Origin of the sequence: Streptomyces sp. NPDC093600 (assembly GCF_044764755.1) — a bacterium.
Taxonomy (GTDB): Bacteria; Actinomycetota; Actinomycetes; order Streptomycetales; family Streptomycetaceae; genus Streptomyces.
On sequence record NZ_JBIWIU010000001.1, the window covers coordinates 104,349 to 123,855 of the forward strand.

General features: G+C 72.1%; 19 protein-coding genes, 1 pseudogene and 1 riboswitch. Of the genes and pseudogenes, 8 read left to right on the forward strand and 12 right to left on the reverse strand.

Features of this window, described 5'->3' with window-relative positions; translation table 11 throughout:
• Positions 1-10: 10 nt before the first annotated feature.
• Entirely contained in the window at positions 11-640 is a 630-nt protein-coding gene (locus ACIRB4_RS00560) for a response regulator (RefSeq protein ID WP_403287591.1), read from the reverse strand.
• Positions 637-1,806, reverse strand: coding sequence for a histidine kinase (locus ACIRB4_RS00565; RefSeq protein WP_403288624.1), 1,170 nt, complete (start codon positions 1,804-1,806; stop codon positions 637-639). Before ACIRB4_RS00565 ends, ACIRB4_RS00560 begins: the two co-directional genes overlap by 4 nt.
• Before the next feature lie 213 nt (positions 1,807-2,019).
• On the opposite strand from ACIRB4_RS00565, the gene ACIRB4_RS00570 reads away from it, so the two are divergent.
• The gene (locus tag ACIRB4_RS00570; protein ID WP_403287592.1) at positions 2,020-2,559 is read left to right on the forward strand and encodes a heme-binding protein; all 540 of its coding nucleotides are present in this window, start codon (positions 2,020-2,022) and stop codon (positions 2,557-2,559) included.
• A 103-nt stretch (positions 2,560-2,662) separates the two neighbouring features.
• Positions 2,663-4,063, forward strand: a complete 1,401-nt coding sequence (locus tag ACIRB4_RS00575) for a M1 family metallopeptidase (protein WP_403287593.1) — start codon at positions 2,663-2,665, stop codon at positions 4,061-4,063.
• Between the two features lie 46 nt (positions 4,064-4,109).
• Here ACIRB4_RS00575 and ACIRB4_RS00580 read toward each other — a convergent pair whose 3' ends face one another.
• Both ACIRB4_RS00580 and ACIRB4_RS00585 read right to left on the reverse strand, forming a co-directional pair.
• Positions 4,110-4,619: a GNAT family N-acetyltransferase gene (locus tag ACIRB4_RS00580; protein ID WP_403287594.1), complete on the reverse strand. Its 510-nt coding sequence runs from the start codon at positions 4,617-4,619 to the stop codon at positions 4,110-4,112.
• A gap of 67 nt (positions 4,620-4,686) precedes the next feature.
• Positions 4,687-5,262, reverse strand: coding sequence for a TerD family protein (locus tag ACIRB4_RS00585; RefSeq protein WP_356891921.1), 576 nt, complete (start codon positions 5,260-5,262; stop codon positions 4,687-4,689).
• Positions 5,263-5,419: 157 nt separating this feature from the next.
• Between ACIRB4_RS00585 and arfB the strand changes: the two genes are divergently transcribed.
• On the forward strand, positions 5,420-5,857 hold the full coding sequence (gene arfB / locus ACIRB4_RS00590) for an alternative ribosome rescue aminoacyl-tRNA hydrolase ArfB (RefSeq protein WP_403287595.1): 438 nt from the start codon (positions 5,420-5,422) through the stop codon (positions 5,855-5,857).
• 51 nt (positions 5,858-5,908) lie between these two features.
• On the opposite strand, the gene ACIRB4_RS00595 is transcribed toward arfB, so the two are convergent.
• The gene (locus ACIRB4_RS00595) at positions 5,909-6,382 is read right to left on the reverse strand and encodes a flavin reductase family protein (RefSeq protein WP_403288625.1); all 474 of its coding nucleotides are present in this window, start codon (positions 6,380-6,382) and stop codon (positions 5,909-5,911) included.
• A 415-nt stretch (positions 6,383-6,797) separates the two neighbouring features.
• Here ACIRB4_RS00595 and cdgB point away from each other — a divergent pair, with 415 nt between their 5' ends.
• Positions 6,798-8,480: a diguanylate cyclase CdgB gene (gene cdgB, locus ACIRB4_RS00600; protein ID WP_403287596.1), complete on the forward strand. Its 1,683-nt coding sequence runs from the start codon at positions 6,798-6,800 to the stop codon at positions 8,478-8,480.
• A 132-nt stretch (positions 8,481-8,612) separates the two neighbouring features.
• Complete coding sequence (locus tag ACIRB4_RS00605) at positions 8,613-9,575, forward strand: CBM35 domain-containing protein (RefSeq protein ID WP_403287597.1); 963 nt, start codon at positions 8,613-8,615, stop codon at positions 9,573-9,575.
• A gap of 78 nt (positions 9,576-9,653) precedes the next feature.
• Here ACIRB4_RS00605 and ACIRB4_RS00610 read toward each other — a convergent pair whose 3' ends face one another.
• The 4 genes from ACIRB4_RS00610 to ACIRB4_RS00625 form a co-directional block, all read right to left on the reverse strand.
• A complete protein-coding gene (locus ACIRB4_RS00610; RefSeq protein ID WP_403287598.1) occupies positions 9,654-10,070 on the reverse strand; it encodes a hypothetical protein in 417 nt (138 codons plus the stop codon).
• A gap of 223 nt (positions 10,071-10,293) precedes the next feature.
• On the reverse strand, positions 10,294-11,220 hold the full coding sequence (locus ACIRB4_RS00615) for a 1-phosphofructokinase family hexose kinase (protein ID WP_403287599.1): 927 nt from the start codon (positions 11,218-11,220) through the stop codon (positions 10,294-10,296).
• A gap of 112 nt (positions 11,221-11,332) precedes the next feature.
• Entirely contained in the window at positions 11,333-12,502 is a 1,170-nt protein-coding gene (gene nagA, locus ACIRB4_RS00620; protein WP_403287600.1) for an N-acetylglucosamine-6-phosphate deacetylase, read from the reverse strand.
• Positions 12,502-13,464 (reverse strand): ROK family protein, encoded by a 963-nt coding sequence (locus tag ACIRB4_RS00625; RefSeq protein ID WP_403287601.1) that lies wholly within the window; start codon positions 13,462-13,464, stop codon positions 12,502-12,504. The genes nagA and ACIRB4_RS00625 overlap by 1 nt, the downstream gene beginning before the upstream one ends.
• 251 nt (positions 13,465-13,715) lie before the next feature.
• Here ACIRB4_RS00625 and ACIRB4_RS00630 point away from each other — a divergent pair, with 251 nt between their 5' ends.
• From ACIRB4_RS00630 to otsB, 3 genes and pseudogenes are all read left to right on the forward strand, one after another.
• Entirely contained in the window at positions 13,716-14,987 is a 1,272-nt protein-coding gene (locus tag ACIRB4_RS00630) for an ABC transporter substrate-binding protein (RefSeq protein WP_403287602.1), read from the forward strand.
• 208 nt (positions 14,988-15,195) lie between these two features.
• Positions 15,196-15,423, forward strand: a pseudogene (locus tag ACIRB4_RS00635) (DUF3263 domain-containing protein); the annotation flags it as partial.
• A 23-nt stretch (positions 15,424-15,446) separates the two neighbouring features.
• Positions 15,447-16,289, forward strand: coding sequence for a trehalose-phosphatase (gene otsB / locus ACIRB4_RS00640; RefSeq protein WP_403287603.1), 843 nt, complete (start codon positions 15,447-15,449; stop codon positions 16,287-16,289).
• 77 nt (positions 16,290-16,366) lie between these two features.
• Here otsB and ACIRB4_RS00645 read toward each other — a convergent pair whose 3' ends face one another.
• From ACIRB4_RS00645 to ACIRB4_RS00655, 3 genes are read right to left on the reverse strand one after another with little or no spacing between them, the layout of a single operon-like run.
• Entirely contained in the window at positions 16,367-17,821 is a 1,455-nt protein-coding gene (locus tag ACIRB4_RS00645) for a trehalose-6-phosphate synthase (protein ID WP_403287604.1), read from the reverse strand.
• A gap of 56 nt (positions 17,822-17,877) precedes the next feature.
• Positions 17,878-18,213 carry a hypothetical protein gene (locus ACIRB4_RS00650; protein WP_403287605.1) on the reverse strand — a complete coding sequence of 112 codons (336 nt, stop codon included), beginning with the start codon at positions 18,211-18,213 and terminating at the stop codon, positions 17,878-17,880.
• A gap of 51 nt (positions 18,214-18,264) precedes the next feature.
• Entirely contained in the window at positions 18,265-19,218 is a 954-nt protein-coding gene (locus tag ACIRB4_RS00655) for a glucosyl-3-phosphoglycerate synthase (RefSeq protein ID WP_403287606.1), read from the reverse strand.
• A gap of 121 nt (positions 19,219-19,339) precedes the next feature.
• Positions 19,340-19,493, forward strand: a riboswitch (SAM riboswitch).
• Positions 19,494-19,507 lie beyond the last annotated feature (14 nt).

Below are 19,507 nucleotides of genomic sequence, written 5' to 3' on the forward strand. Positions count from 1 at the left end.
GTGGCGCGGGTCAGGGCAGGAGGCGCTGTTCCTTGGCCACGGCCACGGCGCCCGCCCTCGTGTCGACGCCCAGCTTGGCGTAGATCCGGCCGAGATGGGTCTTCACGGTCGCCTCGCTGATGAAGAGCGCGCGGGCGATCTCGCGGTTCCCCAGGCCGTGGGCGAGCTGGCCGAGGATGTCCCGCTCGCGGTCCGTGAGCGTGGGCCCGGCCGCGCCGCGCATGCGGTCCATGACGCGGCTGGCGACGGGCGGGGACAGGGTGGTGCGGCCCTGGGCGGCGGAGTGGATCGCGGCGAACAGTTCCTCGGGCCGTTCGGCCTTCAGGAGGTAGCCGGTGGCGCCCGCCTCGATGGCGCGGGTGATGTCGGCGTCCGTGTCGTACGTGGTGAGGACCAGGACGTGGACGCCCGCCCCCGACGCCGCGATCCGGCGGGTCGCCTCGATCCCGTCGATGCCGGGCCCGAGCTGAAGATCCATCAGGACGACGTCCGGGGCCAGCTTCGCGGCCATCGCGACGGCCTCCTCGCCGCTGCCGGCCTCGCCCACGACCTCGATGTCGGGCGCGCTGCCGAGCAGGGCGAGCAGCCCGGCGCGAACGACCGCGTGGTCGTCGCACAGCAGGATCCGTACGGCCGTCATGAGGTCTCCGCAGGGGGCGTGAGGGGGATCGCGGCCGAGAGCACCGTGCCCTCGCCGGGCGTGGATTCGATGGTGAGCGTGCCGCCGAGCTGCTGGGCACGGACCCGCATGGCGGGCAGGCCGTGGCCGCGTACGCCGGGCTCCCGGGACGGCTGCGGTCGCGGTTCGAAGCCGCGGCCGTCGTCGGCGATGTCGAGGACGACCTGGTCGTCGAGGTAGGTCAGGGTCAGCGCGGCGGAGGTGGCGGCGGCGTGCTCGCGGACGTTGGCGAGGGCGCCCTGCGCGATGCGCAGCAGCGCCGACTGCACCCGGTCGGGCAGCGGCACCGGCACCCCGTCGACCCGGAACGCGGCGGACTCGCGGCCCGCGAGGGTGCGCAGCGCCGCCTCCAGGCCGCCGCCCTCGGCGAGGTCGGCGGGGGCGAGGTCGTGGACGAAGCGGCGGGCCTCGGCGAGGTTGCGTTCGGCGATGGACTCGGCGGTACGGACATGGCGGCGGGCGGTCTCCGGGTCGCTGTCCCAGGTGCGCTCCGCGGCCTGGAGCAGCATCTGCTGGCTCGAAAGACCCTGCGCGAGGGTGTCGTGGATCTCCATCGAGAGCCGCTGGCGCTCGGCGAGCGTGCCCTCGCGGCGCTCGATCGCCGCCAGTTCACGGCGGGTCCGGATCAGATCGTCGATCAGCGCGCGCTGCCGGTCGGCCTGGCGCTGCGCGTGCACGAAGACGGCGGTGGCGATGGCGGCGACGGCCGGCGGGGCGATGATCAGGTTCGGGTCCCAGCCTCCGTACGAGAGCTGGACCTGGGCGGCCACCACGAAGACGGTCAGCAGCGCGACCAGGACGAGTGCGGCGCGCGGCGGGAGCGTGCGCAGACCGGTGTAGAAGAGCGGGACCGCGCACCAGGCGAAGCTCGGCGCGAGGACGACGAGGAGCATCCAGACGGCGACGACGGTGAAGAGCCAGCCGAGCCGGCGCGGGGTGGCGCGGGTGCCGAGCACCGGGCCGAGGACGTAGAGGGAGGCGAGGGCGCCGGAGAGGGCGACGATCCACGGCCCGCGGTCCTCCCACGGGTGCCGCAGCAGGAAGCGGACCAGGGACGCGCCGAGGAGGAGGAAGAAGGCGACGTGCATGACCCGCGCCAGCCAGCGGGCGTCCGGGTCCTGCTCCATCACATGCCTTTCCTTGCGGGTTCCGACGGTCCTGACCTGGGTGTACGCCTCCATGGTGGCCCTGGGGGACCACGGGGGCATCAACCGATCGGCTGACCCGCGTGTCATCCGTACCGCGCGGCGGAGGCAGCCGCTCCGTCGACCGTGGGGGCCCGGATCCGGCCGGAGGATCGATGGCAGAGCGAACCACACAGCGATCCCCGGGAGTTCACCATGAAGAAGATGCTCATCGGCGCCACCGCGGCCGCCGCCGTCGCCGCAGGCACCTTCGGCGCCGTCTCCGCGAACGCCTCCGCTCCGGCCGCCGCCCCCGCCGCCGCCGTCAAGGCCGACGCCGCGAACCGGAACCTCCAGCAGACCACGCACCTGACGATCGACGCCGCGACCAAGGCCGCGCAGGCCACCCTGGACGCCGCCGAGGCCGAGAACCAGCGCGTGACGGTCGCCGTCGTGGACCGCAACGGCAACACCGTCGTGATCCTCCGCGGTGACGGCGCCGGCCCGCAGTCCTACGAGTCCGCCGAGCGCAAGGCGTTCACCGCCGTCTCCTGGAACGCCCCGACCTCCGTCCTCGCCGGGCGCCTGGCCCAGGCCCCGAACCTGAAGGACATCCCCGGCACCCTGTTCCTCGGCGGCGGCGTCCCCGTCACGGCCAAGGGAGCCCCGATCGCCGGCATCGGCGTGGCCGGCGCGCCCAGTGGCGACCTGGACGAGAAGTTCGCCCGCGCCGGCGTGGAGGCGCTCGACAAGTAACAGCCCCCGCGCCCCCCGCTGGCGCCCGGACCCCCGCCGGGCGCCGCCGGTTCCGCCCCAGGCCCGGCGCCGCCGGATTCGTACCCCCGCCTAAGATCGTTCCGTGGAGAGACGTACCCGAGCCGTACTGGCAGCCGCCGCGACGCTGCTGCTTATCGTCGGCTCCGCCGGCTGCACCGGTGACACGGGCGGGCCGGTGGACGGCGCCCCCGGCGCCGCGGGGCTGCGCGACCCGTACTTCCCCAAGCTCGGCAACGGCGGTTACGACGTCCGGCACTACGACCTCAGGCTCGACTACGACCCCGCCGACGGCCGCCTCGACGCCACCGCCGAGATCACCGCCCGCGCCACCCAGGACCTGAGCGCCTTCAACCTCGACCTCGCCGGTCTCACCGTCGGCCGCGCCACCGTCGACGGCGCCCCGGCCGCCGTCAACCGGGCGGGCGGCGAACTGACGCTCCGGCCCCGCGAGGAGATCGGCAAGGGGAAGGTCTTCCGGACCACCGTCACGTACTCCGGCGTACCCCGGAAGATCACCGACGCCGACGGGGCGGGCGAGGGCTGGCTGCGGACGAAGGACGGGGCGCTCGCGCTCGGCGAACCGGTCGGCTCCACGGCCTGGTTCCCCGGCAACCACCATCCGTCCGACAAGGCGACGTACGACATCACCCTCACCGTCCCGGCGGGCCTGCGGGCCGTCTCCAACGGCACCCTGCGCAGCGAGCGGACGGCAGGCGGCCGGACCACCGCCGTCTGGCACAGCGCCGAGCCGATGGCGAGCTACCTCGCGACGGTCGCGATCGGCCGGTACGAGACGAGGACCGCCACCACCCCCTCCGGCGTCGCCGTGCACACCGCCGTCGACCCGACCGTCGCCGCCGACAGCTCCGCGCTCCTCGACCGCATCCCCGAGATCCTGGAGTGGCAGCAGGAGAACTTCGGGCCCTATCCCTTCTCCTCCACCGGCGCGATCGTCGAAGCGGCCGGCGACGTCGGCTACGCCCTGGAGACCCAGACCCGGCCCGTATTCCCGCAGGACGCCTTCGATGCCCCGACCCTCGTCCACGAGCTCGCGCACCAGTGGTACGGCAACTCCGTCTCGCCCGCGACCTGGCGGGACATGTGGCTCAACGAGAGCTTCGCGACCTACGCGGAGTGGCTGTACGCGGAGGACTTCGAGGACACCCCGGCCCAGCGCCGCTTCGAGAAGGCCTTCGCCGACGAGGCCAACTGGGCCTTCCCGCCCGCCGAACCGCCGACGGCGGAGAACCTGTTCGACCCGCCGGTGTACCAGCGCGGCGCGATGGTGCTGCACAAGATCCGGCAGACGGTCGGCGACGACACGTTCTACGAGATCCTGGCGGGCTGGCCCGCGAAGCACCGTCACGGCAACGCCTCCACGGAGGACTTCACCGCCTATGTGGAGGACGTGGCGGGCGAGGACCTCGGTGACGTGTGGGACGTGTGGCTGTACGGGGACGGGAAGCCGGAGCGGCCTCAGTAGCCCTGTGGCCCTGGGCTGTACGAAGCCATGAGCAGTCCCGCGCCGTTCAGAGGCTCTTGCGCAGGACCACGCTCGGGCGGCCGTGTTCCCGGTCCGGGCGGCGGTCGATCTCGGCGTAGCCGAGGGAGGTCCAGAAGGCGAGGCCGCGCGGGTTGTTCTCCAGGACCGCGAGCTTGACGCCCGTACGGCCCTCGGCGCGGAACCGTCCCTCGACCGTGCCGGCGAGGGCGCGGCCGTGGCCCGACCGGTGGGCGCGCGCGTCGACCATCAGCAGACCGATCCACGGGTCCGGGTCGGTGGGGTCGGGGTGGTGGTCGAGGGTGACCGCGATGCCGATCAGCCGGCCCTCGGAGCGGGCGAGGAGCACCTCGGAGCCGGGGCGGGCGAGTTCGTCGGCGAGGGCGGCGGCGACCTGTTCGGGGAGGATGCCGTCGGGGTCCGGGAAGTCGCCGGTGACCGCGTGGAAGTCGCGGTTGGAGGCGTAGAGCTCGGTCAGCTCGGTGAGGAGCGGGCCGGGCAGGGCGTGGTCGGCGGAGGCGTAGGGCTCGACGATCATGCGGAAACGGTAAGGCCCCGGCCGGAGCCGGGGCCTTGTCGTACGGCGCGCGTACGGTGCGTGTCCGTCAGAGGTTGACGCCGAAGTCGCGGGCGATGCCCTCCAGGCCCGAGGCGTAGCCCTGGCCGACCGCGCGGAACTTCCACTCCGCGCCGTTGCGGTACAGCTCGCCGAAGACCATGGCGGTCTCGACGGCGGCGTCCTCGGAGAGGTCGTAGCGGGCGAGCTCGGTGCCGCCGGCCTGGTTGATGATGCGGATGTAGGCGTTGCGCACCTGGCCGAAGTTCTGCGAGCGGTTGACCGCGTCGTAGATGGAGACCGGGAAGACGATCTTGTCGACGTTCGGCGGCAGAGCGGCGAGGTTGACGTTGATCTGCTCGTCGTCGCCGCCGCCCTCGCCGGTGCGGTTGTCACCGGTGTGGACGATGGTCTGGTCCGGGGTGGACTTGTTGTTGAAGAAGACGAAGTGCGCGTCGGAGGCGACCTTGCCGGCCGCGTCGACGCCGATGGCCGAGGCGTCGAGGTCGAAGTCGGTGCCGGTGGTCGTACGGACGTCCCAGCCGAGGCCCACGGTGACGGCGGTCAGGCCCGGAGCCTCCTTGGTCAGGGAGACGTTGCCGCCCTTGGACAGGCTTACAGCCATGGGAAGTCCCTTTCGTCGTGATGTCGTCGACTGTCGTCGTCACACGGGATAACGCCGAGAGGCCCCCGCCGGTTCCATCGGCGGCGGCGCGGTGGGACTTCGGCCGGGAGGACCGGCCGCGAAAACGGGGTGACGTGCGAGGCCCGCTCCGGGGAACATGGACGGCATGTCCGGTCCGTATGTCATCCGTGGCTCCGTCTCGCTTCCCGAGGCCGAGCTGATGTGGCGTTTCTCCAGGTCGTCGGGGCCGGGCGGGCAGCACGTCAACACCAGCGACTCGCAGGTGGAGCTCCGCTTCGACCTGGCGCGCACGGAGGCGCTGCCGGAGGTCTGGAAGGCGCGGGCGCTCGAACGGCTGGCGTCGCGTCTGGTGGGCGGGGTGCTGACGGTACGGGCGTCGGAGCACCGCTCGCAGTGGCGCAACCGCGAGACGGCGGCGATCCGCCTCGCCGCGCTCCTCGCCGAGGCCACGGCCCCGCCGCCGAAGCCGCGCCGGGCGACGAAGATCCCCCGGGGCATCAACGAGCGCCGGCTGCGCGTGAAGAAGCAGCGCGCGGAGACGAAGCGCGGCCGCCAGGGCCGCGACTGGGGCTGACGGGAGCCTTCGGACGCTCCCGGGGGCTCGCCCGGCGCTGCGGCGGGCGCGTCAGGCCAGGTGGCGGTACTTCCCCTTGAAGTAGGTCAGCGGGGCGCCGTCGGACGAGGGGAAGGCGGCCGTCAGGACGCGGCCGATGACCAGGGTGTGGTCGCCGGCCACGACGCGGTTCTCCGTACGGCACTCCAGCGTCGCGAGCGCGCCGCCGATCAGGGGCGCGCCGCTCTCCTCGCCGCGCGTGTACGGCACGTCCTCGAAGAGGAGACGGTCGCTGATCCGGCCCTTCATCGCGAACCGGCCCGCGACGTGGCGCTGGCTCTCGGAGAGGACCGAGACCGCCCAGACGGGGACCTCGGCGAGCAGGTCGTCCATCCGGGAGCCGTTGCGGAGGCTGACCAGGACCAGGGGCGGGTCGAGGGACACCGACATGAACGCGGTCGCCGTCATCCCGACGTCCTCACCGCGTGGGCCGTCGTCCGGGTCGTGGGCCGTCACCAGCACCACGCCCGCCGCCAGCCGGGACATCGCCGCCCGGAACTCGTCGTTGCTCACCCCCTCAGCATGAGGGATGGCCGGGGGAGGCGGGGTGAGGGTCTTCTGCAGCACACCTCGCACGCTAGTCGCGGCCCGCTCCGCCCCGCATCGGGCCCCGGGACCAGAACGGGCCCGCCGCCGGTCCTAGGTCGTGTCCGTACTGCCCGCCGCTACGGGACCCGCCGGATCGGTCGTCCGTTCGTTTGCGTTCAAGAAAGAACGGGAGCGCTTTCCAGCAGACCCGCCAACCCTCCAGACCCTATTGTGACTTGAGTCACAGAGCCCAGTATTTGTTGACCCTGTGTACCGGGTGCACAGCTCGCTGTGATTCAGTGGCGGAGACAGTGCAGTAAGTGAGCCGATGAGAACCCTGGAGTTGCTGTCGAGGTCTCGGGGAGAGCGAGCGATGGAGACCGAGTCGGAGCCCTACGTCCGCCTTGCGACCCTGCGGCAGCTGCATCAGGTCGTGGCCGACCTCAATACAGCGCGCAGTCTGGCGGACACCTTGCAGACCGTCGCCGACGGCATCGTCGCCGGTCTCAACTATGAGCTGGCCTGCGTCAACCTCGTCCGCCCCGACGGAGACCTCGTCGTCGCCGCCTTCGCCGGCAGCGCCGCCGCCGAAGCCCTGATCACCGGCCGCGTCGGCTCCCGCGAATCCTGGGAACGCCGCCTCTCCATGGGCGTCGCCTGGGGTGACCTGCGGTTCATCCCGCACACCGAGGGCTGGGTCCTCATCGAGGACGACGTGCCGCAGTGGCACACCGAAGGCCCGGCCCCCCGCTTCGAGGACGAGTGGCACCCCCACGACCGCCTCTACGCCCCGATGTACGCCCCCGGCGTGCGCTCCGCCCATGCGGGAGGCGCCCCGGGCTCCGGCCGCGAACTCCTCGGCGTGATCTCCGTCGACCGGCCCCGCAACGGCCGCCACCCCGGCCCCTGGGGCCGGGAAGCGCTCCAGATGTACGCCTCCCAGTCGGCGATTGCGATCAGTAACGCACGCCTGCGAGCAAACATGCAGCGCGCCCTCGTCCGCCTCGAACGCGAGCAGCAGGCCCTGCGCGCCAGCGAGGAGTCCTTCCGGCAGGCCTTCGAGTACGCCCCCTCCGGCATGGCCATCGCCGAGATGGGCGGCGACCAGCACGGCCGGCTCCTGCGCACCAACGACGCCCTCTGCCGCCTCCTCGGCCGGCCCGCCTCCGTCATGCGCCGCTACTCCTTCGCCGACCTGGTCCACCCCGAGGACATAGGGACCCTGCTGCGCACCTCCGCCGAAGGGGGCCGCGCCGAGCTGCGCCTCGGCCGCCGCGACGGCACCTATGTCTGGGTCTCCCTGCGCAACTCCGTCGTCGCCGACACCGCCGACGGCCCCCGGTTCCTCCTCACCCACGTCGAGGACATCGAGGAGCGCAAACGCCACGAGCTGCAGCTCGCCCACCGCGCCTCCCACGACGCCCTCACCGGCCTGCCCAACAGCGCCGAGCTGCGCTCCCGGCTCAGCGCCCGGATCTGCGAACGCCCGCACGCCGCCCGCGCGGGCGAGGTGGGGGATCCCGACGCCGGTTACGACTCCCCGTACGGCCACGAGCACGGCTTCGGCTTCGACCCGGCGCCCGGCGCCGCCACCGGAGGCCCGTACGACCACCACGTCCACGCCGTCGCCCCGCCGGGTGGTGAGGTCGACGACGGGACGAAGGGGCTCGCCGTCCTCTTCTGCGACCTCGACGGCTTCAAGTCGATCAACGACCGCTTCGGGCACCACACCGGGGACGCCGTGCTCATCGAGGTCGCCCGCCGGCTCACCACCGGCGTACGCGACGGAGACACCGTCGCCCGGCTCGGGGGTGACGAATTCGTCGTCCTCGCCGACGGGCTCGGTGCCGCCGACGCCGCTGACCTGGCCGTTCGGCTGCGGAACGCCATCATTCCGCCGATCCGGGTCGACGGGCGGGCGGTCAGGGTCGGGGCCAGCTTCGGCATCGGCTGGGCCGAGTGCGGCATGAGCGTCGAAGAGGTCCTGAACTCCGCCGACCAGCGGATGTACATCGAGAAGCGCTCCCGCGCCAAGATCCACCGGCGCGCCGGATAGCCCATTTCTTTACCCGTCGGTCACTTCCCGGACGATCACCGGCCTGTCAAGGAACGGATCGAAGCGTTCCTCGTTCGAGGTAGGCTCGGCCGGTCGGCGACGGCTGGCGAGCATGGATAGGAGTGACCAGGGATGGCTGCCGGTAACGACGGCGCGAACACGCCCGAGGACGACGATCCGTTCGGCTACCTGTACGCGGACGGCCAGGCGGCAGGCGCACAGCCGCCCCAGGGCGGTGGCTACGGCTACCCCGGCCCGGCCGCGCAGCCCGGCGTCCCCAGAACCTCGTACAACCAGGTCAGGACGGTCGGCGAGCGCCAGTACGGCGCACCCGCCCAGGCGCATGTGCCGCAGCAGCAGAACTACGGCGGCCAGCAGCAGTACGGTCGGCCGAACCCGCAGTACGCGGCGCCCGAGACCTACCCGGGCGGCGACCGCACCCGCCAGTCCCCGATGCCGCCCCAGCGCGGCCGCGGCCCCAACACCAAGGGCCTGCTGATCGGCGCGATCGCGGTCGTCGCGGTCGTCGTGATCGGAATCACGGCCGCCGTCCTCAACAACACGGGCGACAAGAACGCCGACGGCTCCAACGCGGGCGGCACGCCGACCGGCGGCTCCGAGCAGGTCCAGGAGAGCCCGAGCACGGAGCCCTCCGCAGGCGAGACCCCGCCCGAGCTGCCGCAGCAGGACGCGGCCACGCTCAAGCTGGGCGGTGCGGCGCTGCTCGCCAAGGACATCAAGGGCGCGGAGGGCGCGGACGGCGCGTATGTGAACTTCAACGGGGTGGGCGGTTCGGTGACCTGGTCTGCCGACGTCCCGAACGGAGGCGAGTACACGCTGTTCGTCACGTACAGCGTCCCGGGTCGGGACGCGAAGACTACCCTCACCGTGAACGGAGGGAGTCCACGCTCCCTCAACATGTCCAACTTCGCGAAGGCTGCAGATGGGGATTGGGAGAAAGGCTGGACAAAGACCTATGCCTTCGTGAATCTCACCAAGGGGCAGAACGCTCTCAAGATTTCCTGTGAGCAGGGAGATGCCTGTGACGCGATCCTTGATCAGGTGTCGCTGAAGGCTGGCCACGTGAACGGGTAACCGACAGGGGTCTAGCGGAGCTGCAACAAGCTGAGCCATAGGCGGCGCGCTCTGCGCCGCCTATGGCTTTCCCTCGTGTCAGTACGCCCAGTCGAAGCAGCCGTTCCGGTAGGTTCCGTTGCTGTTGAAGCGAGCTACCTCAAGCCCGATTTTGTGAAGCCCCCTACTGTCCGCGGCTGTCGTCTCCCATCTGCTCGTGGTACCGCTTCCCTGCGAGTTGGTGCGCCACGACCAGTAGCGAATTATCCCGCTGACGTCCTGTGAGACCAGGCGCAAACGGACACTGTTTCCGTCGGCCAAAGTGTCGCTCAGGCTAAACTTGATATTAATCGTGGCGGCCGGGCCATGGTAATTGCTGAAGTACATGTCGCCATAGGCGCCGGTCGTGCCGCAGCCGGCAGTGCCCACCGTTGCATAGGCCGAACCGGACATAGAGACGGAAAGGGCGAAGGCGGCGGCTATGGTTCCAGCGGCGGTCATAAGATTCCTGCGCACTCAGAGCTCCCTCGAAGGTCAATTCGCGAAACATTTCGATCTTCGAGCATCTGTTCGCTCGATGTCTAGGTTTCAGATCGAAAAAGTTAAGAATGGCGAGAATTGTCCTACGATTCTTGTCCGTTACGCCGCGATCTGATCCGTTCGCGCTGCGGAACTGGTATGCGCAGGTGATCCCTAACAGTGCCCCATGAGCGGGATTAGCTGCAGTCCAGTTAGAGGCTCAGGCCGCCTCGGCCTGCTCCTTCACCGTCACGCGGGGCAGCAGCTCCTCGTACGCCGAGCGGTCGAACTCGCCCGCCACCGGGGAGAGCACCGTCGCTGCCGAGAGGGCGACCGCGCGGGCCAGGCGGTCCGGCCACGGCAGCCCGTCGACCAGGCCGGAGAGCAGACCCGCGACGGCCGAGTCGCCGGCGCCGGTCGGGTTGCCCCGCACCGGGGCCGGGGGAGCCGCGCACCACACCCCGTCGGGGGTGGCGGCCAGCATGCCCTCCGGGCCGAGTGAGGAGACCACCGCGCGGGCTCCGCGCCGCCGGGCGTCCTGGGTGGCCCGGTGCGGTTCACGGGATCCGGTGAGCTGGGCGAGCTCGTCGGCGTTCGGCTTCACCAGGTCGGGGCGGGCGGCGATACCGCGCCGCAGCGGCTCGCCGCTGGTGTCGAGCAGGACCGGGACCCCGGCGCCCCGGGCGAGTCTGACCAGCTCCGCGTACGCGCCGACATGGATGCCGGGCGGCAGGCTGCCGCACAGGGCCACCGCGTCGGCGCCCCGCAGCAGTTCGGCGTACCGGCCGGTGAGGGCGGCCCACTCGGCCGGGCCGATGGTGGGGCCGGGTTCGTTGAGCTGGGTGGTGTCGCCGCTCGCCGCGTCGACCACCGCGACGGTACGGCGGGTGGGTCCGGCGGTCGGGACCAGCGCGTCGGTCAGCGGCAGATCCGCGAGACGGGCCCGCAGGACCTCGCCGGTCGGGCCGCCCGCGAACCCGGTCACGACCGTCTCGTAGCCGAGGGCGGCCAGGACGCGGGCGACGTTGAGGCCCTTGCCGCCGGGGCGTTCGATCACCTGGGTGACGCGGTGGGAGGCGTGCGGGGTGAGGGCCGGCACCCGATAGGTGAGATCCAGTGCCGTGTTGAGGGTGACCGTGAGAATCACCTGCCGTACCCCCGTACCCCGTAGAAGCTCCCGATCGCGCCCCGATCATGCCAAAAGGAAGGCGGTTGGCCCAGACCCCCGGTCGACCGCCTCGCGTTCCGGCCGGGCCGGATCAGGCCGGTCGGGGCTCGACCACCCAGGCGCCCTTGCGCATCACGCCCTTGAGGTCGAACTCCTCGTCGAGGACGACCAGGTCGGCGTCCTTGCCGGGCTCCAGCGAGCCGACCCTGTCGTCGATGCCGAGCAGGCGGGCCGGGTTGGCGGAGATGGCCCGGACGACGGACTCGACCGGCAGCCGGTCGATGGTCACGGCGCGCTTGAACGCCCGGTCCAGGGTGAGGGTGGAGCCCGCGATGGAGCCGCCCTCGACGAGCCGCGCCACGCTGTCCTTCACCTCGACCTCCAGCGTGCCGAGCATGTAGCGGCCGTCGCCGAAGCCGGCGGCGTCCATCGCGTCCGTGATGAAGGCGACCCGGTCCGGGCCGGCGTGATGGAACGCCAGCTCCAGGGCGGCCGGGTGCAGATGCGTCCCGTCGTTGATCAGTTCGACCGTGATCCGCTCGTCCTCCAGGAGCGCGGCGATCGGCCCGGGCGTGCGGTGGCCGAGACCGGGCATCGCGTTGTAGAGGTGCGTGGCGACGGTGGCGCCCGCGTCGATGGCCTCGACGGTCTGCTCGTACGTCGCGTCGGTGTGGCCGATCGCGGCGATCACGCCGTGCTCGGCGAGCAGGCGTACGGAGTCGACGCCGCCGGGCAGCTCGGTGGCGAGCGTCACCATCCTGGCCTGGCCGCGTCCCGCGTCGATCAGCTTGCGGACCTCGGCCGGGTCGGGGTCGCGCAGCAGCGTCTCGTCGTGCGCGCCCTTGCGGCACGGGGAGATGAACGGCCCCTCGAAGTGGAGGCCGGCGATTTCCCCCTGCTCGGCCAGCTCGGACAGGAGGCCCGCGCGGCGGCCGAGGAAGTCCATGTCGCCGGTGACGAAGGACGCCACGGTCGTGGTGGTGCCGTGCAGGCGGTGGGTGTGGACGCCCTTGAGGACCTCGTCGACCGTGCCGGAGGTGAAGGAGGCGCCGCCGCCGCCGTGGTTGTGCGTGTCGACGAAGCCGGGGACGACCCAGTGGCCGGTCAGATCGAGGGCCCGGGTGCCGGCGGGGGCTTCCGCTCCGCTCTCGAAGGCGCCCGCGCCCACGATGCGGCCGCCCTCGACGATCACGCGTCCGTTCTCGATGATTCCGGTCGGCAGCACGACGCGCGCGCCGGCGAGAACTGTGCGATCGGCCATCAGGCGGATACCTCCGAGTCGGACTCGTTGCGGGTGGGGCTGTCGAGCGAGAGCAGGTCCCAGGCGAGAAGGCCCGCGCCCAGGCATCCGGCGGTGTCCCCCAGGGCCGCCGGGACGATGGCGGGAAGCTTCTGGAAGGTCACCCGCTCCTCCACCGCGGTCCGCAGGGGTGTGAACAAGGTTTCCCCGGCCTCGGCGAGACCGCCACCGATGATGAGCGTGCGGGGGTCCAGCAGGGTGAGCGCGGTGACCAGGCCGTCGGCGAGGGCGTCGACGGCGTCCTGCCAGATCCGTACGGCGGTGGGATCGCCGGACTCGACCGCCTTGGCGCAGTCGGCGGCGTCCGCGTCGGGGTCGCCGGAGGCGGCGGCCCAGGCGAGGGTGACCGCGGAGGCGGAGGCGTACCGCTCCAGGCAGCCGCGCTGGCCGCAGCCGCACTCGGTGCCGCCGGGGCGGACGACGATGTGGCCGATCTCGCCGGCGTAGCCGTGGGCGCCGGCCTCGATCGATCCGCCGATGCCGATGGCGCCGGCGATGCCGGTGCCGAGCGGGACGAAGAGGAAGCGGTCGGCGCCGTTTCCAGCCCCGATGCGGCCCTCGGCGAGGCCGCCGGTGCGGACGTCGTGGCCGAGGGCGACGGGGATTCCGTCGAGGCGCTCGCTGAGCAGGGCGCGCATCGGGACGTCGCGCCAGCCGAGGTTGGCGGCGTAGACGGCGATGCCGTTCTCGGCGTCGACGATGCCGGGGACGGCGACGCCGGCGGCCGCGGCGGGCTGTCCGTACCGCTCCAGGCCGTGGGCGCGCAGCTCGGCGGCGAAACCGAGGATGGTCTCGACGACGGCCTCGGGGCCGCGCTCCCGTCCGGTGGCGCGGCGCGCCTCGTGGAGCAGGGTGCCGTCCGCCCCGACGAGGGCGGCCTTCATGCCGGTGCCGCCCACATCGAGGGCGATGACGTGTCTCACGGGGGACAGTGTCGCCCGCGAACCGCAGAAAGGTCTAGTCCACTCGGCGGGATTGTTGGGCGGGCATACAAAAGCGTGAGAGTGGCTTCCGGCTGCGGCCGGAGGCCGGGAGAGAGGCTTCCGGGCACGGCTGAGCGGACCGGCGAACTGGCATCGGTCGATGCCGGAGCGATACCCCAGTGGTGTAGACCTTATGCTTTTCCTTCTGTGAAAATCACAGCTCGACGACGAGCAGAGGGTGGGACAACGCTGTGCAGCGGCGACTCCTTGGACTGACCGCGACCATCGCCGCGCTGGGCCTGACCGCGGCGCTCTCCGGCTGCGGCCTCACCGGCGGCGAGACCGGCGACGTGACCCTCAAGCTGGTCGCCGCCGACTACGACCTCACCGGCGGCGACAGCACCAGGAAGTACTGGGACGGGCTCACCGCCGCGTACGAGGCCGAGCACCCCGGGGTGAAGGTCGACGTCCAGATCGAGTCGTGGAACGACGTCGACCGCAAGGTCGCCGAGATGGTGAAGGCCGGCCAGGCGCCCGACATCGCGCAGATCGGCGCGTACGCCGACTACGCCGCCGCGGGCGCCCTCTACTCCGCCGACGAGCTGCTCTCCATCCCCGTCCAGGCCAACTTCCTCGCCCCGCTGACCGCCGCGGGAGAGACCAAGGGGACGCAGTACGGTCTGCCCTTCGCCGCCTCCACCCGGCTGCTCTTCTTCAACGAGGAGCTCTTCGAGGAGGCCGGTGTCACCAAGGCGCCGACGACCTGGGCCGAGCTCGCCGCCGCCGCGCGCAAGCTGAAGAGCGACGACGTCCCGTACCCCTTCGCCCTGCCGCTCGGCCCGGAGGAGGCGCAGGCGGAGACCATGATGTGGCTGCTCAGCGGTGGCGACGGATACACCGACGCCACCGACCGCTACAAGATCGACTCCGAGCAGAACGTGAAGACCTTCGACTGGCTGCGCACGAACCTCGTCGAGAAGGGTCTGACGGGCCCGGTCGCGCCCGGGAAGCTCAACCGCAAGGACGCCTTCGCCGCGTTCGCGCGGGGCGAGGTCGGCATGCTCAACGGTCACCCGTCCCTGATGCAGGAGGCGGAGAAGAAGGGCGTCAAGGTCGGCAAGATCGCCCTGCCCGGGGTGGAGGGCAAGGCCAAGGCGTCCATGGGCGTCGCCGACTGGATCATGGGCTTCAAGCAGAACGGCCACCGCGAGCGGATCGGCGACTTCCTGGACTTCGTCTTCAGCGACGACAACGTTCTCAAGTTCGCCGGGGACAACGATCTGCTGCCGCCGACCGTCAGCGCGTACGCCACGATGGAGGCCGAGCCCGAGCACCGGAACCTGCGCGAGTTCCTGAAGGAGCTGCCCGGCTCGCAGCTGCCGCCGGTCGGCAAGACGTCCTGGGCGGCGGTCAGCGAGAACATCAAGCAGAACATCGGCAAGGCCGTGGCGCCCGGGGCGAAGCCGTCGGAGGTGCTCGGGAAGATCGCCCGGGACGCGACGGCCGCCGAGAGCGCGGAATAAGTTGGGTCGTATGACCAACGATGAAGGGCCGGGGACGGGGCGCGGCGAGGAGCCGGACGCATTCCGCGGCGAGGAGCCGGACGCCGGTGGCGGCGGCCTCGGTGAGGGACAGAGCGCCGGTGGCCCCGACTCCGGTGAGGGACGGAGCGCCGGTGGCCCCGGGCTCGGGGACGCGTCCCCCGGCTCCGGTGACGAGCCCGAGGCCCAGGAGCGCGGCCTCGGGGAGCGGGAGCGGGCCGTGCTCGCGCTGGAGCGCCGGTCCTGGCCCGGGCCCGGCGCCAAGGAGCGGGCCGTCCGTGAGCGGCTCGGCCTGTCGCCCGTCCGCTACTACCAGCTGCTCAACGCGCTCCTCGACGATCCGCGTGCCCTCGCCCACGACCCCGTGACGGTCAACCGCCTGCGCCGCGTGCGTGCGGAGAAGGAGCAGCGCCGCTGAGCCTGCCTGGGTAGGGTCGTCCTATGGTCAGTCTTCCGCACCCGACCACGCCCGCCGGCCGCGACGGCCTGGCCGCGCTTCTCGCGCGGCCCGAGAAGGCCGTCGTCGCCCTCGACTTCGACGGGACGCTCGCCGAGATCGTCCCCGACCCCGAACAGGCCCGCGCCCACCCCGGCGCCGTCCCCGCCCTCGCCGCACTGGCCCCACGGATCGCCTCGATCGCGGTGGTGACCGGCCGCCCGGCGGGTGTGGCGGTACGGTACGGCGGCTTCGCGGGCGTCCCGGGCCTGGAACACCTCGTCGTCCTCGGCCACTACGGAGCCGAACGCTGGGACGCGGTCACCGGCACCGTCCAGGCCGCCCCACCGCACCCGGGCGTCGCCGCCGTCCGCGCCGAACTCCCCGGCTTCCTGGCCCGCGTCGGCGCGTGGCCGGGCACCTGGATCGAGGAGAAGGGGCGCGCGGTCGCCGTGCACACGCGCCGCGCCTCCGACCCCCAGGGCGCCTTCGAGGCCCTCAAGGGCCCCCTCGGTGATCTGGCGGCCCGCCACGGTCTGGTCCTCGAACCCGGCCGCATGGTCCTGGAGCTGCGCCCGCCGGGCATGGACAAGGGGGTGGCGCTCGCGGAGTACGTACGGGAGGTGGGCGCCGGTTCCGTCCTGTACGCGGGTGACGACCTGGGCGACCTTCCGGCCTACGCGGCCGTGGAGAAGCTCCGCTCGGACGGCACCCCGGGTCTGCTGGTGTGCAGTGGCTCCGCGGAGGTCACCGAGGTCTCCGACCGCGCCGACCTCTCGGTCCCGGGCCCGGCGGCCGTGGTCCGCTTCCTCGCGGACCTGGCCGAGGCGGTACGCGAGGCGGGCTGAGACGCGAAGGCTGAGACGCGAAGGGCGCGCCCCCGCCGACACGGCGGGGGCGCGCCCAGGAAGTCCGGCCGGGCTCGTCAGCGCGGCTCGCGCAGGGCCTCCAGCTGGTCCAGGAACCACCGCCGCGGCGGCAGCGCCGTCGCCTTGGCCGCCAGGCGCTTGGTTCGGTCGGCCCGCTCGGACGGGCCCGTCGTCAGCGCTTCGTGCAGGGCCCGCGCGGTCTCGGACACGTCGTACGGATTGACCGTCAGCGCGTCCTCACGCAGCTCCTCGTACGCCCCCGCCCCGGTCGACAGCACCAGCGCGCACCCCGCCTCGGACACCACGGGGATCTCCTTGGCCACCAGGTTCATGCCGTCCCGCACGGGGTTGATCAGCGCCACGTCCGCCATCCGGTACGCCGCGAGCGAGCGCGCGAAGTCGTCCTTCACGGACAGGAGCACCGGCTGCCAGTCCTCCGTGCCCAGCTCCGTGTTGATCTCCTCGGCCAGCCGCGCCACCGCCGCCGTGTAGTCGCGGTAGACCGCCAGGTCCTGGCGGGACGGGTAGGCCGAGGCCAGGTGGACGACCCGGCCGCGCCACTCCGGCCGTTCGCGCAGCAGCTCGCGGTAGGCGAGCAGACCGCGCACCACGTTCTTCGACAGCTCCGTACGGTCCACCCGGACGATCGTCTTCCGGTCGCCGACCTCCGCCCGCAGCGCGGCAAGCCGGTCGTCCACCTCCGGCCGGTGCGCCAGCGCCCGCAGCTCGTCCCCGTCCACACCCAGTGGGTACACCCGCACCCGCGTGTTCCGCACGGGCCCACCGGCCTTGCGGTGGTGCACTCCGCGCCACGGGTCACCGCTCGGCGAGGAGCCGGCCGCCGTCCCGCCGGCGCTGTCGATGTGCGCGCCGCTGATGAACGCCGACGCCCACGCCCAGGTGTGGAAGCCGAGCTCGTCCGCGCCGAGCATCCCCCACAGAAGCTCCTCGCGGATGTCCTCCGGCAGCATGCGCAGATATTCGTGCGACGCCCACGGCGTGTGCGTGAAGTGCGCGATCCGCAGGTCGGGCCGGAGCTCCCGCAACTGCCCCGGCACCAGCGCCAGGTGGTAGTCCTGCACCAGGACCTCCGCACCCTCCGCCGCCTCCGCGGCCAGGGCCTCCGCGAAGGCGCGGTTGTAGCCGCGGTACGCCTCCCACATGCGCCGGAACTCCGCGTCGAAGACCGGCGCGACCGGGATGTCGTACAGATGGTGGTGGAGGAACCACAGCACCGAGTTCGCGATGCCGTTGTACGCCCCGTCGTAGACCACCGGATCGACCGGCAGCATGCGGACGCCGGGCTCCGAGACGCCCGTGCGCACGGCCTCCCGGTCCCCGTCCGAGAGCGCCGCGCACACCCAGAGCGCCTCCGGCTGCCCGGCGAGAGCCGCCGAGAGGCCGGAGACGAGTCCACCTCCGCCCCGACGGGCGTCGAGCGCGCCCGAGCCGTCCTCGCGCGGTACGTACGAGACGGGACCGCGGTTCGAAGCCACCAGTACTGAAGCCATGTGCCGAACCTAGCCCGTCCCGTAAACGCTCAAACGTACGTATACGAGGTCGGCGCTCAGTCGCCACGGCGGCCGCGCAGGGCCGCCTTCGCCACCGCGCCCGTGCCCGCGAGGGCCAGCGCGAGTCCGCCGAGCAGCCACAGCCGCTCACCGTGCGCGCCGGTCTGGGCCATCGAGCCGCCGGGGCCGTGCGGGGCGGGCCGCGCCGGGCGGAGCGTCGGCGCCGGGGTCGCCCACACCGGCTGCACCCGGCCCGTCCGCTCGCCCAGCGGCCCGATCACCTCGGCCGTGGCAGGAGCGGCCGCCATGAGGGGCAGCGACCCGGCGAGGAGACCGGCGACCGCCAGCAGGGCTCCCCTTCGATGCGTGAACCTCTGATGCGCAGACCTCATGAAAGGGAAATCTAGGCAGGAAACATGATCATCCGACGTTCCGCCACGCGGCTACGCCACCCGGCGGCGCGCGTACTCCGCGATCTCCAGCATCGGCGGCCGCTCCTCCGTGTCCACCGCGTACGTCCGCGGCGCGAACCCCTTCCCGCCGCCCGTCTCGTCCCGCTCGAACTGCGTCAGCCGGGGCCGCACCAGATGCCCGCGCGACAGCCGCAGCTGCGCCGTCCGGTAGATCGCCGCCGCCATCCGGCCGAGCGCCTGCCCGTCCTGATGGCGGTGCTTGCGCACCCCGACGTCGACCTGGGCGAGCGCGTCGAGGCCCACCGTGTGCAGCGCGTCGACCAGCAGACCCAGCTCCACGCCGTAACCGACGGGGAACGGCAGCTGTTCCAGCAGCGAGCGCCGCGCCGCGTACTCGCCGCCCAGCGGCTGGACGAAACCGGCCAGCAGGGGCCAGTGCAGATTGAGCAGCGGGCGGGCCACCAGCTCCGTCACCCGGCCGCCCTGGCCGGGCGCGTCCCCCAGCGGGCGGTCGTACATCGCCTTGACGAGGTGCACGTCCGGCTCGGTGAGCAGCGGGCCGACGATCCCGGAGACGAAGTCGGCGGAGAAGTCCCGCAGATCCGCGTCGACGAAGCAGACGACGTCCCCACCGGTCACCATCAGCGAGCGCCACAGCACCTCGCCCTTGCCGGGGGCGGCCGGTATCCGGGGCAGTATCTCGTCGCGCGCCACCACCCGGGCCCCGGCCGCCGCCGCGACCTCGGCCGTACGGTCGGTGGAACCGGAGTCGATCACCACCAGCTCGTCGACGAGCGGGACCGCGTCGGACATCAGCTCGCGGCGGATCACGGAGACGATCGCGCCGACCGTCGCCTCCTCGTTCAGCGCGGGCAGCACGACGCTGACCGTCGTCCCCCGCTTGGCCGCGAGGATCCGCTCCAGCGGACGGTCGGACGCGGACCAGGACCGCCGGGCCAGCCAGCGCTCCACTTCATCCAGCAAGGTGATCTCCATCTCGCGGTTCGGACGACCATCTCAACCGTCCATGCCTTCGGTTACAGTCTTGAACAACGCGGACGCCCGACGCATGTCGGGGTGCCGCCCGCGTTCCACAACCGAATACCGCTCATCCAGAGGGGCAGAGGGAAACGGCCCGTTGAAGCCCCGGCAACCCTCCAGTCGGTTCTCGTCCGCGACACAGCGCGCCAGCGAGGTCCCCGGCTAGGGAAGGTGCCAAATCCGTCTCATGGCGAAATTCGCCATGGGAAAGATGAGGAGAAAGGGCCTCGCC

Coding starts and splice junctions, on each gene's coding strand:
- ACIRB4_RS00645 (WP_403287604.1), bottom strand. CDS start 17,821: ATGGCTTCAGTACTGGTGGCTTCGAACCGCGGTCCCGTCTCGTACGTA.
- ACIRB4_RS00570 (WP_403287592.1), top strand. CDS start 2,020: ATGAAGAAGATGCTCATCGGCGCCACCGCGGCCGCCGCCGTCGCCGCA.
- ACIRB4_RS00585 (WP_356891921.1), bottom strand. CDS start 5,262: ATGGCTGTAAGCCTGTCCAAGGGCGGCAACGTCTCCCTGACCAAGGAG.
- ACIRB4_RS00560 (WP_403287591.1), bottom strand. CDS start 640: ATGACGGCCGTACGGATCCTGCTGTGCGACGACCACGCGGTCGTTCGC.
- nagA (WP_403287600.1), bottom strand. CDS start 12,502: ATGGCCGATCGCACAGTTCTCGCCGGCGCGCGCGTCGTGCTGCCGACC.
- ACIRB4_RS00605 (WP_403287597.1), top strand. CDS start 8,613: ATGGCTGCCGGTAACGACGGCGCGAACACGCCCGAGGACGACGATCCG.
- ACIRB4_RS00580 (WP_403287594.1), bottom strand. CDS start 4,619: ATGATCGTCGAGCCCTACGCCTCCGCCGACCACGCCCTGCCCGGCCCG.
- otsB (WP_403287603.1), top strand. CDS start 15,447: ATGGTCAGTCTTCCGCACCCGACCACGCCCGCCGGCCGCGACGGCCTG.
- ACIRB4_RS00565 (WP_403288624.1), bottom strand. CDS start 1,806: ATGGAGCAGGACCCGGACGCCCGCTGGCTGGCGCGGGTCATGCACGTC.
- ACIRB4_RS00650 (WP_403287605.1), bottom strand. CDS start 18,213: ATGAGGTCTGCGCATCAGAGGTTCACGCATCGAAGGGGAGCCCTGCTG.
- ACIRB4_RS00595 (WP_403288625.1), bottom strand. CDS start 6,382: ATGTCCCGGCTGGCGGCGGGCGTGGTGCTGGTGACGGCCCACGACCCG.
- cdgB (WP_403287596.1), top strand. CDS start 6,798: ATGGAGACCGAGTCGGAGCCCTACGTCCGCCTTGCGACCCTGCGGCAG.
- arfB (WP_403287595.1), top strand. CDS start 5,420: ATGGACGGCATGTCCGGTCCGTATGTCATCCGTGGCTCCGTCTCGCTT.